Annotated in this window: 18 protein-coding genes; 5 read left to right on the top strand and 13 right to left on the bottom strand. The window is 64.9% G+C overall.

Going from position 1 to position 15,862, the window contains the following annotated elements; genetic code table 11:
• Positions 1-128 precede the first annotated feature (128 nt).
• Positions 129-599, bottom strand: coding sequence for a peroxiredoxin (locus tag ABWP09_RS00350; protein ID WP_353203177.1), 471 nt, complete (start codon positions 597-599; stop codon positions 129-131).
• Entirely contained in the window at positions 596-3,274 is a 2,679-nt protein-coding gene (locus ABWP09_RS00355; protein WP_353203178.1) for a [protein-PII] uridylyltransferase family protein, read from the bottom strand. The genes ABWP09_RS00350 and ABWP09_RS00355 overlap by 4 nt, the downstream gene beginning before the upstream one ends.
• Before the next feature lie 79 nt (positions 3,275-3,353).
• Between ABWP09_RS00355 and ABWP09_RS00360 the strand changes: the two genes are divergently transcribed.
• Positions 3,354-3,539, top strand: coding sequence for a hypothetical protein (locus ABWP09_RS00360; RefSeq protein WP_353203179.1), 186 nt, complete (start codon positions 3,354-3,356; stop codon positions 3,537-3,539).
• On the opposite strand, the gene ABWP09_RS00365 is transcribed toward ABWP09_RS00360, so the two are convergent.
• The 3 genes from ABWP09_RS00365 to ABWP09_RS00375 form a co-directional block, all read right to left on the bottom strand.
• Positions 3,540-4,184 carry a sigma-70 family RNA polymerase sigma factor gene (locus ABWP09_RS00365; RefSeq protein ID WP_353203180.1) on the bottom strand — a complete coding sequence of 215 codons (645 nt, stop codon included), beginning with the start codon at positions 4,182-4,184 and terminating at the stop codon, positions 3,540-3,542. It lies immediately after the preceding gene.
• Between the two features lie 79 nt (positions 4,185-4,263).
• Entirely contained in the window at positions 4,264-4,407 is a 144-nt protein-coding gene (locus ABWP09_RS00370; protein ID WP_353203181.1) for a hypothetical protein, read from the bottom strand.
• Between the two features lie 79 nt (positions 4,408-4,486).
• The gene (locus tag ABWP09_RS00375; RefSeq protein ID WP_353203182.1) at positions 4,487-5,293 is read right to left on the bottom strand and encodes a response regulator; all 807 of its coding nucleotides are present in this window, start codon (positions 5,291-5,293) and stop codon (positions 4,487-4,489) included.
• 250 nt (positions 5,294-5,543) lie between these two features.
• On the opposite strand from ABWP09_RS00375, the gene ABWP09_RS00380 reads away from it, so the two are divergent.
• The 3 genes from ABWP09_RS00380 (at position 5,544) to ABWP09_RS00390 (ending at position 7,753) form a co-directional block, all read left to right on the top strand.
• On the top strand, positions 5,544-5,720 hold the full coding sequence (locus ABWP09_RS00380) for a NepR family anti-sigma factor (RefSeq protein WP_353203183.1): 177 nt from the start codon (positions 5,544-5,546) through the stop codon (positions 5,718-5,720).
• Positions 5,721-5,727: 7 nt separating this feature from the next.
• Positions 5,728-7,314 (top strand): sensor histidine kinase, encoded by a 1,587-nt coding sequence (locus tag ABWP09_RS00385; protein WP_353203184.1) that lies wholly within the window; start codon positions 5,728-5,730, stop codon positions 7,312-7,314.
• 304 nt (positions 7,315-7,618) lie between these two features.
• Positions 7,619-7,753, top strand: coding sequence for an entericidin A/B family lipoprotein (locus ABWP09_RS00390; RefSeq protein WP_353203185.1), 135 nt, complete (start codon positions 7,619-7,621; stop codon positions 7,751-7,753).
• A gap of 61 nt (positions 7,754-7,814) precedes the next feature.
• Here the strand turns inward: ABWP09_RS00390 and tatC are convergent, their stop codons facing one another.
• From tatC to argS, 8 genes are all read right to left on the bottom strand, one after another.
• Positions 7,815-8,594: a twin-arginine translocase subunit TatC gene (gene tatC, locus ABWP09_RS00395; protein ID WP_353203186.1), complete on the bottom strand. Its 780-nt coding sequence runs from the start codon at positions 8,592-8,594 to the stop codon at positions 7,815-7,817.
• A complete protein-coding gene (gene tatB / locus ABWP09_RS00400; RefSeq protein WP_353203187.1) occupies positions 8,591-8,980 on the bottom strand; it encodes a Sec-independent protein translocase protein TatB in 390 nt (129 codons plus the stop codon). Before tatB ends, tatC begins: the two co-directional genes overlap by 4 nt.
• A 19-nt stretch (positions 8,981-8,999) precedes the next feature.
• A complete protein-coding gene (locus tag ABWP09_RS00405; protein WP_353203188.1) occupies positions 9,000-9,236 on the bottom strand; it encodes a twin-arginine translocase TatA/TatE family subunit in 237 nt (78 codons plus the stop codon).
• A gap of 26 nt (positions 9,237-9,262) precedes the next feature.
• Positions 9,263-9,874, bottom strand: a complete 612-nt coding sequence (gene scpB / locus ABWP09_RS00410; protein ID WP_353203189.1) for an SMC-Scp complex subunit ScpB — start codon at positions 9,872-9,874, stop codon at positions 9,263-9,265.
• Entirely contained in the window at positions 9,871-10,599 is a 729-nt protein-coding gene (locus ABWP09_RS00415; RefSeq protein ID WP_353203190.1) for a segregation and condensation protein A, read from the bottom strand. Before ABWP09_RS00415 ends, scpB begins: the two co-directional genes overlap by 4 nt.
• A gap of 168 nt (positions 10,600-10,767) precedes the next feature.
• Positions 10,768-11,775, bottom strand: a complete 1,008-nt coding sequence (locus ABWP09_RS00420; RefSeq protein WP_353203191.1) for a glycoside hydrolase family 3 N-terminal domain-containing protein — start codon at positions 11,773-11,775, stop codon at positions 10,768-10,770.
• 124 nt (positions 11,776-11,899) lie between these two features.
• Positions 11,900-12,577, bottom strand: a complete 678-nt coding sequence (locus ABWP09_RS00425) for an SPOR domain-containing protein (RefSeq protein WP_353203192.1) — start codon at positions 12,575-12,577, stop codon at positions 11,900-11,902.
• Positions 12,577-14,301, bottom strand: coding sequence for an arginine--tRNA ligase (gene argS, locus ABWP09_RS00430; protein WP_353203193.1), 1,725 nt, complete (start codon positions 14,299-14,301; stop codon positions 12,577-12,579). Before argS ends, ABWP09_RS00425 begins: the two co-directional genes overlap by 1 nt.
• 129 nt (positions 14,302-14,430) lie before the next feature.
• Between argS and ABWP09_RS00435 the strand changes: the two genes are divergently transcribed.
• Positions 14,431-15,675 carry a glutamate carboxypeptidase gene (locus tag ABWP09_RS00435; protein WP_353203194.1) on the top strand — a complete coding sequence of 415 codons (1,245 nt, stop codon included), beginning with the start codon at positions 14,431-14,433 and terminating at the stop codon, positions 15,673-15,675.
• Positions 15,676-15,862 lie beyond the last annotated feature (187 nt).

Genomic DNA, 15,862 nt, shown 5'->3' on the forward strand with positions numbered 1-15,862 from the left:
TGTAACGGGCGGGCAAGCCCTTGTGCGGCGCGGCGCGTTGAAGCGGCTGATCGGCACGGCGAGTCGTTGAACGGCGCATTAACCGCTGCGCTGATTCGGAAAATTCCTCGGAAACGGACCCGTTTCGCTCAAGCGAGCGCGCGCACCGCCTCCAGCACATCAACCACATGACCCGGCACGCGCGCCTTGCGCCAGCTCCGCACCAGAACCCCGTTTGCATCGAACAGGAAGGTCGCGCGGTCGATCCCCATATAGGTTTTTCCGTAAAGCTTCTTTTCGACCCACACACCGAACGCCTGCATCGCCGCATCGGTGTCGTCGGTGGCAAGCGGTACGGTCAGATCATATTTGTCGATGAATTTCTGATGCTTGATCGGCGTGTCGCGCGATACGCCCAGCACATCGGCCCCGAGTGCGCGAAATTCGGGCAATAAGCGGCTGAAATCCTGGGCTTCGCGCGTACAGCCCGAGGTGTCATCCTTGGGATAGAAATACAGCACGAATGGCTTGCCGGCATAATCGCCGAGGCTGATCCGCCCGCCGTCGGGCGTGGCGAGGTCGATCGCGGGCAACGCTGCACCTTCGTCGATGATCTTCATGCCGCGATCCCTTCTACCAGTGCCAGCCACCGCGAAACGTCCTGCCGAATCGCATCGAGCGACGCAACCACTGTCGGCCAATCGGCCATGCCGAGCGCGCGCGCGATCAAATCCTGCGTCGCGACACCGGGCACATGGGCATCGGGCGCAACCAGTCGCAGCGTGACAAGCAGCCGCGCGAGCAAGTCATACGCGCCCGCCAGCTCCGGCGGCGCCTTCCCGGCGGCGATCAACGCCGCGATCGCGACGCGCAAATTGGGATCGAGCCCCTGCCCATTTTCGAGCTGGACCATGTGGACCGCGAATTCGAGATCGACCAAGCCGCCCGGCAGCAATTTCGCATCGAGCGGACCAACCGGCGGCTTGTGCACCGCCATCTCCGCCCGCATCGCGGTCGCCTCGGCGATTATATCGCGCGTCGGTCGGTCGCCCCGCAGCACGGCGTCGATCACCGCCGCAACCGCCCTCCGCGCCTCCGCCGACCCATAAACCGGCCGCCCCCGCGCCAGCGCCATATGCTCCCACGTCCAAGCGCTTTCGCGCTGATAGCGCGCGAACCCGTCGAGCGAGACGCATAGCGGCCCCTGCGTACCCGACGGCCGCAAACGCGTGTCGATTTCGTAGAGCGGTCCCGATGCAGTCGGTACCGACAGCGCCGCGCTGATCCGCTGCGCCAGCCGGTTATAATAGAGCACCGCGCCGAGCGGCTTGCGCCCGTCGGACTCCGCCCCATAATCGCCGGTGAACAGATAGATCAGATCGAGGTCGGAGGCGTGGGTCAGCGCGCCACCGCCCATCCGACCGAGCGCGAGGATGATCAGTTCGCTGTCCGGCACCCGGCCATGCGCGGCGGCGAATTCGGCGATCGTCGCCTCGGCCAGCACCCAAATCGCCGCTTCCGCGACGCGCGCATAGCCGGCCGACACGTCGAGCGGATCGGCCGCGCCGGCGATGATTTGCGTGCCGAGCGCAAACCGCTTCTCGCCCACCACGCGGCGGACATAATCGAGTTGCGCCTGATAATCCGCGCGGCTGGTCATCTCGGCCGCAAGCGCCCCGACATCGCCGACCGGATCGAGCGCGGTCGCATCGATCAGCCCGTCGAACAGTTCGGGCCGCCGCGCCAGATCCTCGGCAAGCGTCTCCGCGTGGCTCAGGATTAGCCCGAGCAAGCGTCCGAGCGCCGGGCGCGCTTCGATCAGGCGGAAGAAATTGACCGCACTCGACAGCCGCGCGAGCATCCGGTCGAGCCGAACGATCGCCCCTTGCGGATCGGGGGAGCTGCCGAGCGCGGCAATCAGGCCCGGCAGCACCGCCTCCAGCGCTGCGCGCGCGGCGGCACTGCGCAGCGCCGGATAGGCCCCGCCGCGCCACTGCGCGATCCGCTGCGCCGCAACCTCGGTTGCATCGAACCCGGCTGCGGCCAGTTGCCCCGCAAGGTGATCGGCATCGAACGACAGCGCATCGCCCTCGTCCGGGTCGAGCGCGTCATAGCTGCGTGCGGTCGCCACGACATGCGGGCGCAGCAGATCGAGCAATGCAGCGCCATCCGCCACGCCGTGGAGCTGTGCAACGGCATCGAGCGCAGCGCCGCTTGGCAGGGTATGTGTCTGGCGATCCTCGATCATCTGCACGCGGTGCTCGATCGTGCGGTACAGCGTGTACGCGGCGCGCAACGCCGCCGCCTCTTGTGGATCGACCCAGCCCGCCGCCGACAGCGCGGCCAGCGCGTTGCGCGTATCGGGTACACGCAGCGCCGGATCGCGGCCGCCATGGATCAATTGGTGGATTTGCGTGAAAAACTCGACTTCCCGGATCCCGCCGCGCCCGCGTTTGAGGTCGAAACCGGGACCGAACGCCTGCCCTTGCAAATAATGATCGCGGATCCGCCGCGAAATGCCGCGAATTTCGCCGATCGCGCCGAAATCGAGCGCGCGGCGCCATACGAACGGTGCCACCGCCGCCAGGAAGCTTTCGCCGAGCGCCACATCCCCCGCTGCCGCGCGCGCGCGAATGAAGGCGGCACGCTCCCACGGCAAAGCCAGCGATTCATAATAAGAGATCGCTGCATCGACCGACAGCGCAATCGGCGTGACTTCGGGCGAGGGGCGCAAGCGCAGATCGACGCGCAGCACATAGCCATCACCATCGCGGGCCTGCAGGATCTCGACGACGCGCCGGGCGATCCGCACCGCCGCGTCTTCGGGCGCTTCGCGCGGGCGGCATGGGAGGGTGGCGGGGTCGAACAGCAGGATCGGGTCGATATCGGAGGAATAATTGAGCTCGCGGCTGCCTTGCTTGCCCAGCGCGATCGCGGTGAACCCGCGCGGCTCCGCGCCCGGCGTCCGCTCCGCGATCGCCGTGCGGATCGCGGTGTCGAGCGCATGGTCGGCGAAATCCGACAGGGCGTGCGTAACGGTGGTCAGATTGTCGCGCCCAGCCAGATCGCCGATCGCGACGCGCAGCGCGAGCCGCCGCCGGGCAAGCCGCAGGCGTTGCGGCGCGGGGGCATCGGGCTCCCCCGAGACCAGCGCGGAAAGTGCGGGCAGTACGCCGGCCGCAAAGTCCGCCGCCAGCGCGGGTTCGCGATCGAGCAACAGCGCCAGAAAGGGGGAATAGCGTCGCGCGCGCACCGCAGCGTCGGCAACATCCTGATCGTAAGCCGTGTTTTTCACAAGACGCTACGGCTTTCGGCCAATGCGGGACAATACTTAAGCAACAAACAGCGTCTTCGGCCGTTGGGGCTTTATGTCAATGCGCACCGCCCTTTTTGACCAGACTCGCCGCACCGGCGACTATGTTGTCGTGGCGCCGCAGATTGCCGATATCTTGTCGGGCACGCTACGCGCTGCCTACGCAACCGAACTGGCTGCTTGCGAGCAATTCTCCGACCTGATTTCTCAGCTCGACGCGATCGACGCTATCCCCATCACGCGCTGATTACCCACGATTGCGGCTCAGCTCATCGACCTCGCCCATGATCGTGTCGAGCGCCGACATGCCCGGCGCATTGCTGTGCGTCCGGCGCGAGGCAAGCGTGTTATCGCTCATCACGGCTTCCAGCGCAACACGACCGCGCGCAACGCGGCTCTTGATCGTGCCCACCGCGACACCGCAGATTTCAGCGGCCTCTTCATAGGCAAAACCACCGGCACCGACCAGGATCAGCGCCTCGCGCTGCGGCTGTGGCAACTGCAGCAGCGCGCGTTGCATGTCGCCCAATTCGACGTGCTTGTCCTGGCTGGCGGGCGCGGCCAAAATCCGGTCGGCGACCAGATCATCCCACTCGCCCTTGAAGCGCGCGCGGCGCATCTGGCTGAGATACAGATTGCGCAGGATGATGAAGGTCCAGGCACGCATGTTCGTGCCAGCCTGGAACCGCAGCCGCGCCGCCCATGCCTTCATCAGCGTTTCCTGCACCAGATCATCGGCGAGATCACGATTCCCCGATAGCGAGCGACCGAACGCGCGCAGATGCGGGATCACTTGCGCCAATTGCGTCTTGAACTCGGGATCGGAGAGCGAAACATGCTCGACAACCTCGGGCGCAACATCGTCTTCATCGTGATCGAGTGCGTCGCTCATCAAATCGGGTCTCGCAAAAATGCATACGGGAAATGGGGATGGAGGACGGTCAAATCCAGCATGCCGACGATGTCAGCGTTCAACGTTGGAAAAAGATCAGCAATGCGGCGAAGATCACCACGACCAGCGCCAGCGAAATGCCGAGGACGTAGCGCGTCACATGCGGTGTTTCCCCGGCGCGCGCTTCCTGAGCCGTAACTTCGATGCGTTCTTCGTCCGCCATATATCCCCCGGGTGTAACGGTGTCGTTGTGGTTCCGTATCGTATGGAACCCCAACCCCCGGGGGAGCGAATGGGTTCCCTCAGGCGGCGGGAACGGTCGCCTGGTTGAAGAACAAGGCCTGCGCGATTGCCGCCTTGACGGTGGAGCGCTGAAACGGCTTGGTGATCAGGAAGGTCGGCTCGGGGCGCTCGCCCGTCAGCAGACGCTCGGGGAAAGCGGTGATGAAGATCACCGGCACTTCGAACTTGGCAAGGATATCCTTGACCGCATCGATCCCCGAACTGTCATCAGCGAGTTGAATGTCGGCAAGCACCAGACCCGGACGATCCTCCATTGCCAACGCAACTGCTTCGTCGCGTGTCACTGCAACGCCGGTCACTTCATGGCCCAGGTCGCGGACGATCGTTTCAATATCCATCGCGATGATCGGCTCATCCTCGATAATCAGCACGCGGGCGCGCGTCTGCTTCTCGATCTCGGTCAACGCCTCGGCGACGAGGGCTTCGACCTCGGCGACATCGACGTCGATCAGATAGCCGGCATCCTCGGGCGTGAACCCTTCCATCGCCGTCAACAACAAGGCCTGACGCGACAGCGGCGTCATCCGCGCGAGCCGGGCACGGGCAATCGCCTCCTGCCCATCGCCGTCGGTAGCGCCCATGTTTTCCGGCGTCTCGTCATAGTTCGTCGAGTTCCAGATCACGTGGAAGGTGCGATACAGACCCAAGCGCGGATCGACGGCGCGCGGGAATTCCTCCGGTGCTGCAACGATTGCTTCGAGCGTGGCACGTACATAGCGGTCGCCATGCGTCTGGCTCCCGGTCAGGGCGCGGCCATAGCGGCGCAGGAACGGAAGATGGGGGGCAAGTTGCTGTCCTAGCGACATGACTGTCGGGGTCTCCCTTGGAAATGAATTGAGGGACCTTGTGGAAGCGGCCCCCCGCTTATGCAACGCGTTTGTCGCCCGGCAACCGCTGGAACTTTATTTCGCGTCGGACATGGAACAATCAAAGCGCTATTTGGTTTCATGCCCTAATCGCGACCGGTGCAATCTCTTCGCATCCCTGCCAAGATGGCGGTTGTTACGGTGGCACATGAACTCTATCCGGCATGTCCGGGTATCCAGGGGGACGGCATTGCGTTCGGGCGACGATTCTTCGAAAAAGCCGGGCACGGCACGTACCGTCGGCACCGGCACGAAGGCTCAAGGCAAGGACCGCGACATGGGCGCGGCGCTGCGCACGGTGTATCAACGCACCGTCGAGGAAGCGATTCCACCGGAAATGCTGGACCTGCTCGGCAAGCTGGACTGATCGTCGCATGACTGAAATGGTTGGTGATCCGCCCGCCGCACGTGCGCTATCCGACCGGTTCGGCAGCATTCCAACCGGTGCCAAAGTTTTTCTTATCCTGAGCGCGGCGCTGTTACCGCTTGCGATTATTGCCTTTTTTGCCACGTTGCAGACGGCTGCGATGGCCGATGATGCAATGCGCGCGCAGATGCGCGTCACCGCCACCGAAAGCGCACGCAAACTGGCGATCGAGCTCGTCGGCGACATGACCGCACTCCGCGTGGCGCTCAACGCGCTCGAAGCAGACCCCGCCGACGCGCCCAGTTGCGCCCGCGCACAAGGTGTCTTCGCGCCCCAGGCTGCCGCCGGCACGCGCTTTTCCATTACCGATTCGCGTGGCCGCATCATCTGTGGACAACAGCTTCCCGTCGCCGCCTGGCCCGCAGAATCGAGCGCCGATGCCCCGATCGCGGCGCGGCTGCACCCCGGGCGCGGCTTGACGCTCGCAACTACGAGCACGACCGGCCGGACACGCGCCGCGGCCTTCTTCCCCGCGACCGTGCTCGCCGCAACCGCGAAGCCGAGCGGCTATGCGCCGCCCTATGAAGCGCGGCTCGCGCTCGACCAGGATGTCCTGTCGCTTAATGAACTTCCGTCCGGCGGTCCGCTCGAACGCCGTGCGGCGCTCGGTATGGCGATCGGCGTCGGCGATATCATGCTGATGACGCGAGTCCGCAGTGTTCCGATCACCTCTCCCATGCTGGTCGCGCTGATGCTGCCGATCATCATGTGGGCGGCCGCTGCCGGAATTGCCTGGTTCGTCGTCGATCGCCTGTTGATCCGCCCGCTGCGGCAACTGCGCACCAGCGTCGCGCATTTCGTGCCGGGCGAAGAAGTCGATCCCGGCACCGTGCGAACGCTGCCCGCGATGGAAATTCGCGATCTCGGCGAGACGTTCCGCGCGATCAGCCGCACCGTTGCCGCGCACGAGGCGGGGTTGGCAGACGGGCTGGTCCGCCAGACCAAATTGACCCGTGAAGTCCATCACCGTGTGAAGAACAACCTTCAGGTCATATCGAGCCTGATCAACTTTCACGCCCGCGCCGCGCGCAGCGTCGAAGCGACCAACGCCTATGCGTCGATCCAGCGGCGCGTCGATGCGCTTGCGGTCGTCCATCGCAACCATTTTGCCGAACTCGAGGAAAATCGCGGGCTATCGCTGCGCTCGGTGCTGGGCGAACTCGCCTCGAACCTGCGCGCGACCGCACCCGATGGTGCGCCGATCGGCATCGCGCTCGACGTCTTGCCGTATCTGGTCAATCAGGACGTCGCGATCGCCATCGCGTTTCTCCTCACCGAAATCGTCGAACTGGCGATGACCGTCAGCCCGACCGCGCAGGTCCGCATTTCGGTCGGGCCGGACGAGAGCGTCGCGCGCGCTATCTTGCGAGTCAATTCATCGGCGCTGATCGATGACGACCGGATGCGCACGCTGGTTGCGGAACGCTATGGTCGCGTCATCGAGGGGTTGTCGCGACAGTTGCGGTCGAAACTCCATTATGATCCGCTGGTCGGCGCCTACGAAATCTCCGTTGCTGTCACCGGATGCGATTGAAGTACAAAATTTTTTAAAAAAAGTTGTCGGAAGTCGCATTTTTGCTGGAACTGGACGCTGCGAAGACCGTTTGATACTTTGGATAGCGAATTTATGCCCCCCCGCTCTCGCTATCCAGAACATGGGCCCGGTCGCACTATCCTCCCCCCCCGATGGTGCGTCCGGGTCCAATTTTCGATCAGATGTGAGGACGTGGCAGCGTCAAAGGCCCGACGTTCCGCCACGCGGAACGAAGCGGGTGTTCGCGCATTGGACAGGCAGTGCGATCGACCTCGATCTGCGCGCCTCTCTCAGGAGCTATGCCATGCGTAAGATCACGACCGTCGTCCTCGCCGCCGCAACCCTGCTGATCGCCGCCTGCAATACCGTAGAAGGCGTTGGCAAGGATGTGCGGTCGGCCGGTGATACCGTCGCCAAGTCGGCCGACGGCGCGAAATAAGCTGCCGGAATTGGGATAACGAAAAGAGCCGCTCCGGGTCGCCGGGGCGGCTTTTTTGCGATCAGCTTTCGATCAGATCGGTCGATTCGTCCTTCACGCGCTTGCGCTCGGTGAACCAGATCGCGATCAGCGCGAGCTCATAAAGCGCGACCAACGGGACCGCGAGCATGATCATCGATCCCGCATCGGGCGGCGCCAGCACCAGTGCAACCGCGAAACACCCGACGATCGCGTAGCGCCGTCCCGCGACGAGCTGCTTGCGTGACACCAGCCCGGCACGCTCGACCAGCATCAGCAGGATCGGCAGAAGGAAGGCGATGCCGAACGCGAACAGGAATTGCATCACGAAATCGAGATAGCTCGCGACCGAGGTCAGCGCCTCTTGCTCGACCCCGCCAAGGCTCCCCTGAAAGCTCAGGAAGAATTTCAGCGCCGACGGAATCGCCACGAAATACGCCATCAGCGCGCCGATCGTGAACAAGACCGGTGTCGCGAAGAGAAACGGCAGCAGCGCGCGCTTTTCCTTGCGGTACAGGCCGGGTGATACAAAGCCCCAAAGCTGGTTGGCGATGATCGGAAACGAAATCATCAATGCCGCAAACAAAGCGACCTTCAACTGCACGAAGAAACCGTCGAACACGCCAATCGTCACGATCCGCTTCTGCCCCGCCTCGAGCAGCGGGTGGACCAGCACCGTGAAAATCTCGCGCGAATAAAAATAGGTGCCGATCAAGGTGATGAACACCGACACGATGCAAAAAAACAACCGCTTGCGCAGCTCGACCAGGTGATCGAGCAACGGGGCGCGGCTGGCATCAAGGTCGTCCACCGGTGCGTTCACGAGTGCGTACCGGTTGCGGGTTTGGGCTGATCGGCATCGGCCGTTTCAGGCGACGTCACGACAGGCTGCTCGACCAGGATCGCTGGTGCATCCTCGGCCTCATGCGCTTCGCCAGGCGGGCCTGCCATCGGCAACATCTGCACCGGTTCAGGCGGATGTTCGCGCATGATCCGCGCGTTTTCCGCCGCCCATTTCTTTTCCATCTCCTGCAATTCGGATTCGCGCAGCATCGTGTCGAAGCCCGATCGGAACTGGTTGGCGACGCCGCGCACCTTGCCGATCCAATGCCCGGCCACGCGCATCGCCTTGGGCAAGTCCTTCGGCGGGATGACAAGCAGGGCCACGACCCCGAGCAGGATCACCTCGGAGGATGCGACGTCGAACATGGCTGTCCCTTGGCCGGACTCAGATTTCGTGGTCGCGGATGCGGTTGCCGTCGCGGTCGAACACCGGCTCAGCCGCTGCCTTGGCGTCGATCCGGCTCGGCTCGCGTTTCGGCTCGTCGTCCTCGGCCATGCCCTTCTTGAAGGATTTGATGCCCTTGGCGACATCGCCCATCATGTTCGAAAACCGGCCGCCACCCAGGACGAGGATCGCGATCCCGCCGAAGATCAGCCAGTGTACGAGACTAAAACCACCCATGATCAATCTCCTGATATGTTCTGCATCTAGTGCGTCCCGTCGGAAACTTCCACCTCCGCGTCGCCATCTTCCGTCGCATCGGCATCCCAATCGGTCCGCGCGAAGGCGAGATCGACCGGATCGAGCAGCCCTGCCGCCCGCAAATCGTCGATCCCCGGCAAGTCGCGCCGGCTGGCCAACCCGAAATGCGCAAGGAACGCGGGCGTCGTCGCATAGAGCAACGGTCGCCCCGGCACCTCGCGCCGTCCGGCGGGGCGGATCCACCCGGCTTCCATCAATACGTCCAGCGTGCCTCTAGAGATGCCGACGCCGCGAATTGCCTCGATCTCGGCGCGAGTCGCAGGTTCGTGATAGGCGATGATCGCCAGCGTCTCGATCCCGGCGCGGCTCAGCTTGCGCGCTTCCTCATGGTCGCGCCGCAGCAAATGCGCCATGTCGGCGGCGGTCTGGAAATGCCAGTGGTCGCCGCGCTTGACCAGCTCGATCCCGCGCCCGGCATAATCGGCCTGCAACGCCGCCAGCGCCGCACGCACCTCCGCCCCATTCAGATGCGTGCGAATCGCCTCGGCCGTCATCGGCTCGGTCGCGGCAAACAGCACCGCTTCAACCGCGCGGGTGATGTCGTCGGGCGGGTTCATGCCGGCGCGCGCAGATAGAGCGGCGCGAAGGGCGATTTTTGCCGCAGCTCGACCTTGCCTTGTCGCGCGAGTTCGAGCGCGGCGACGAAACTCGACGCGAGCGCCGATTTGCGAAACGCGCCGGTTGCTGACTCGGGCAGGAAATGCTCGATCACCGCCCACTCCACCGTCACGCCCAGCAAGCGTGACACGCGCTCCAGCGCCGCCTCCAGCGTCATCACTGCCCGCTGCGCGACGACGTGCATCACCGGCCGCGTGCGCGCGGTGATGACGCCGTACGCCGCGATCAGATCGTAGATTTCGGCCTGCCACACCGCCTTGCGCTGCGTCCGCAGCCCCTCCGGCGCGCCGCGCGAGAACACGTCGCGCCCGACGCGGTCGCGCGCGATCAGCCGCGCCCCCGCCTCGCGCATCGCGTTCAGCCGTTCGAGCCGGAGTTGCAGCCGCAATGCCAACTCCTCGGGGCTCGGCTCGATCTCGGGGTCGCGTGGCAGCAGTAGGCCCGATTTGAGATAGGCCAGCCACGCCGCCATCACGAGATAATCCGCCGCCAGCTCGAGCTTGATTGCGCGCGCCTGCTCGACGAACTGCAGATATTGGTCGACCAGCGCGAGGATCGAGATCGCCTTGAGATCGACCTTCTGGCTCCGCGCCAGCGTCAGCAGCACATCGAGCGGGCCTTCCCAGCCGTCGAGATCGATCGTGAGGGTTTCGGGATCATTCATAAGACAACGCTAGCAAATCCTCCCAGCGCAGGGGAGCGCCATTTAAATCCTCCCCCGGGAACCGGGGGAGGGGGGGAGCAACAGCAGTTGTTTCGCCCAGCCCAGCCCCCTCCACCATTTTGCTGAAGAAGCAAAATGGTCCCCCTCCCCCGCTTCGCGAGGGAGGATTTAGACGAGCCCCAGCAACTGATCCCGCTTCTCGATCAACGCCGCCAAATCCCCGCTCGGCAGCACGCCTGCCACCGTCGCCATCGCCCGCTCCAGCCGCGCGCGCGACGCCGCCGACATTTCGCCCAGCCGGTCGGCAATGTCCGCCATCTCGTCCATCCGCGCCCAACAATCGAGCACCAGATCGCACCCCGCTGCAATCGCGCCCGCCGCTTTGTCGCCCGCGGTGCCGCTCAGCGCCTTCATGTCGATGTCATCGGTCATCAACAGCCCGTCAAAGCCGATCCGCTGGCGGATGATCTGCTCGATCACCACTGGCGACAGCGTCGCGGGCCGATCCTTGTCCCACGCCTCGAACACGATGTGCGAGGTCATCCCCATCGGCGCGTCCTTGAGGCTCGCGAACGGGCGCAGGTCGATCGCGAGTTCGGCGTCGGACGCGGTCACCGTCGGCAAATAATAATGCGTATCGACCTTCGCCCGCCCATGCCCCGGCATGTGCTTGACCACGCCGACCACGCCGCCACGCCGTAACCCGTCAAGGATCGCACGACCCATCGCCGCCACGCGCAGCGGCTCCGACCCGAGCGCCCGCGTCGAAATCGCCTCGGTCGTGTCGGGTTGCGCCACGTCGAGCAAGGGTAAACAATCGACGTTGATCCCGACCTCGCTCAGCATCAAGGCGATCGCCTCGGCATTGGCACGTACCGCCTCGATCGCCGACATCGGTGCCAGCTCGTACAGCGCGTCGAACGCCGGCCCCGCCGGAAAAGCCGGCCATTCGGGCGGCCCCATCCGCGCGACGCGCCCGCCCTCCTGGTCGATCAGGATCGGCACATCATCACGCCCCGACAGCGCGCGCAAGCTGTCGGTCAGCGCGCGGACTTGCGCGCGGTTCTCGATATTGCGCTTGAACAGGATGTAGCCAGCCGGTTCCACCGCGGCGAAGAACGCGGTTTCTTCAGGAGCGAGGATCGGGCCGGACAGGCCGAAAATGACGGGCTTCATGCTAACTTTCCTCCCCTCCCTGCAAGGGAGGGGTTGGGGGTGGGTTCGTTCCCGCAAGCTTCAGGCTTGTTGAGAGCACCCCACCCCTAGCCCCTCCCTTCCAGGGAGGGGAAGCGTTTCGTCATCAGCTCCGCGGAACGAAGCACGCTTGCCCGGCCGCCGCCAGCTTCGCGCACAGGCTCGTCGCCGCACCCGCACCACCGGCATTGACGCGCAGCCGGTATACCGTCTGGCCATTCACCTGCGCCGCCTGCACCGATTTCCCCATCGGCGCGAGATACGCGTATGTCTTCGAAAGCGTCGCCCAGCTGGCATCGGCCTCGCGCTCGCTGCCGAACGATCCCAACTGCACCACCGCCCCGCCCGATGCAGCCGCCGCCGTCGACGGAATCGCCGCAACAACCTTGCTGGTGCCTGCGTCGACCTTGGTCGGTTCAACCTTCTTGCCTGCGATCGGTGCTTCGGGCGCCGCTTTCAGGTCGATCGCCGCGTTGCTCATCCCGGCACCGTCGCTGGTCGCGATCGCAGTGTCGCCCTCGCCTTCGACCTTCAGGCCGCCGGGATCATCGGGCTTGACCTTGTAATCACCGTCCTGCGCCGTGATCAGCGCGCCATTGCCGTCCACGCCCTGATGCTTCTTATAATATTGGTAGCCGAAGATCGCCCCCGCGACGATCGCGAGGGCAAGCACGACGAGCAGTACGATCCGCAGGACCGACGGGCCGTCATCATAATCGTCCTCGACCGTTTCCAGCCACGGAAGGCGATCTTCATCGCGCATTTCATATTCCCCCGTCGCCATCAGTTCATCTCCTGGACCGCCTGGACGCCCATAATGCCCAAACCATTGCGGATAATCTGCGCGAGCGCATCCGCCAAGAACAGCCGCGCGCCCGTAAGCGCCGGGTTGTCGGGTAGCAGAAAACGCCGTTCGGGTCGATCATTCCCGACGTTCCACAGCGCGTGGAGTGACGCTGCCAAGTCATAGAGATAGAACGCAATTCGGTGCGGCTCGCGGGCGGCCGCCGCGGTATCGACGATGCGCGGGAACTGCGCGGCCAGCTTCACCAGCGCCAGATCCTCCGTATCAAGCTGGGACAGGTCGACCACGTCACAGACGATTCCCGCCTCCGCCGCGCGCCGGTGCAGCGACGCGACGCGCGCGTGCGCGTAATTGACGTAGAACACCGGATTGTCCTTCGACGCCTCGACCACCTTGGCGAAATCGAAATCCATTTGCGCGTCGGCCTTGCGCGTCAGCATCGTGAAGCGCACGACATCCTTGCCGACTTCGCGCACGACATCGGCGAGGGTGACGAAATTGCCCGCGCGCTTCGACATCTTGATCGGCTCGCCATTGCGCATCAGCCGCACCATCTGCACCAGCTTGACGTCGAAGCGCGTCTTGCCCCCGGTCAGCGCCGCCACCGCCGCGACGATCCGCTTGACCGTCCCAGCATGATCCGCGCCCCAAATGTCGATCAGCGCGTCCGCCGTTTGCGCCTTCTGATAATGGTAGGCGAGGTCGGCCCCGAAATAGGTCCATTGCCCGTTCGATTTCTTGATCGGCCGATCCTGGTCATCGCCGAACTGGGTCGAGCGGAACAGCGGCAGCACGACCGGCTCCCAATCCTCGAGTTCCTGCCCCTTGGGCGCTTCGAGCAGCCCGTCATAGATGAGGCCGCGCGCGCGCAGATCATGCTCGGCCGCCTCGGGCTTGCCCGCCGCCTGCAACTCCGCCTCGGACGAGAACAGGTCGTGATGGATGCCGAGCAGCGCGAGATCGTCCTTGATGAGTACCAGCATCGCCGCGACCGCACGGGTGCGGAACAGCACCAGCCAGTCGCTCTCGGGGGCATCGGCGTATGTGTCGCCAAACTCGGCGGCGAGCGCCTGCCCGACCGGCACGAGATAATCGCCCGGATACAGGCCCTCGGGAATTTCGACTGTCGCGCCGAGCGCCTCGCGGTAGCGCAGATGCACCGAGCGCGCGAGCACATCGACTTGCCCGCCGGCGTCGTTGACGTAGTACTCGCGGATCACCTTGTGGCCCGAAAACTCGAGCAAGCTCGCCAGTGCATCGCCAACGACGGCACCACGACAATGCCCCATATGCATCGGGCCGGTCGGATTGGCCGAGACATATTCGACATTGACCGTCGTGCCCGCGCCGCGCGCCGAACGCCCATAAGCGTCACCTTCGTCGCGGATCGCCGACAGTTCGGCGCGCCAGGTGTCGTCGGTCAGGAACAGATTGATGAACCCCGGCCCCGCCACCGACACGCTCGCCACCTCGTCGAGCGTCTCCAGACGCGCCGCAATCTTCTCCGCCAGCGCGCGTGGATTCGCGCCCGCAGGCTTGGCCAGCACCATCGCCGCATTGGTCGCCAGATCGCCGTGCGTCACGTCGCGCGGCGGCTCGACCGTGATGTTCGCGCGGTTGAGATCGGCGGGCAAATCGCCTGCGGCAACCAGCGCATCGAGCGCCGCATCGAGATGCGCGGCGAAACGGGTGTAAAGGGTCATGGGTTGTCCGGTCGTGTAAAGCGAGCCGGTGCCTTAGCGGATCGCTTGCGCGCGGCAAAGGGCGGGCGTCGGCTTGACAGATCGGTGCGCGACCGCCTCTCTGCGCGGCAACCCATTTGGAGATCGCCCATGCGCCCCGCTTCGACCGCAGCCTTGCTGGTGGCGCTTCTAGCCGCTTCCCCCGCCCTCGCCGCCCCCGCCGACCCGGTTCTCACGGCCGCGCAAGCCGTCCGCGCCGACCAGCTCAAGCTGCTCGAAACCCTGGTCAACATCGATTCGGGCACCGGCGACAAGGTCGGCGGGCAGAAGGCGTCCGAACGGGTCGCCGCCGAACTGCGCGCGATCGGCATGAGCGTCGAGTTGCTTCCGGCCGAGCTCCCTACCCTCCCCGACAATGTCGTCGCCACCCTGAAGGGTACAGGCAAAGGCCGCATCCTGATGATCGCGCACACCGACACCGTGTTCGGCCCCGGCACCGTCACCAAGCGGCCGTTCCGGATCGAAGGCAACCGCGCCTACGGCCCCGGCGTGATCGACGAGAAAGGCGGCGTGGTCGAGGGGATCACCGCGCTGCGTTTGCTGAAGACGCAAAAGCAGACCGATTTCGCGCAAATCACCTTCTTGATCGAAACCTCGGAGGAGCGCGGCTCGCCCGGCACGCGCGCGCTGATCGACCGGCTGCTCGCCGACGCCGATGTCGAATTGAACCTCGAACCCGGTGACGTGCCCGATCTGCTCACCGTCTGGCGCAAGGGCAGCAACGTGTTTCGCATCGACGTGAAGGGGCACCCGTCGCACGCCGGTGTCGCCCCGCAAATGGGCCGCAACGCGGCGGTCGAGCTGATCCACCAGATCGAGCTTGCCAGTACGCTCCCCAACAAGGGCGACGGCCTCACCTCGAACCTGACGCTGATGAGCGCCGGATCGCGCAACAACATCATCCCGGAGGACGCCTCGGCCACCTTCAGCGTCCGCGTACGCGAAACCAAGCAGGCCGAGGAGGTCGAGGCCCTGATGCGCCGCAACGCGACCAACACGATCGTACCCGATACCAAGGTCACGGTGATGCGCGAAGTCGCCTTCCCGCCGCTGCCGCTCAACCCGGCGACCGACGCGCTCGCGGCAACGGCGAAGAAGATCTACGCGCGGATCGGCGGCGTCACGGCGAACGGCGGCAATGGCGGCGCATCCGAATCGGCGCTCGCCCATGCCAAGGGCGTGCCCGCACTCGATGGGCTCGGCCCGGTCGGCGGCGGCGCGCATACCGAGGACGAATATCTCGACCTGCAGACGCTGACCCCGCGCCTGTATCTGCTGACGCGCTTGCTGATCGAACTCGGCAAACGCCCGCCCGCGCGGATCGCCAACCGGTAAACGCGGCCCGGAAAGGGCTGTCCTACATCGGCCAGGCGTGTCAGCGTGTCGGCGCTCTTTCGAACATCTGGCCTTCTCCATTTCCCCCCGGGCGCTAGATCGCGCGCCGGGGCGCGCCGCGTTTATGCCTAACCTTATACCAAGTCGCGGTGATCATGACCCATGTGCCCATTGGCGTGTTCCGATG

Origin of the sequence: Sphingomonas sp. (genome assembly GCF_040398505.1) — a bacterium.
In the GTDB taxonomy this organism is placed as follows: domain Bacteria; phylum Pseudomonadota; class Alphaproteobacteria; order Sphingomonadales; family Sphingomonadaceae; genus Sphingomonas.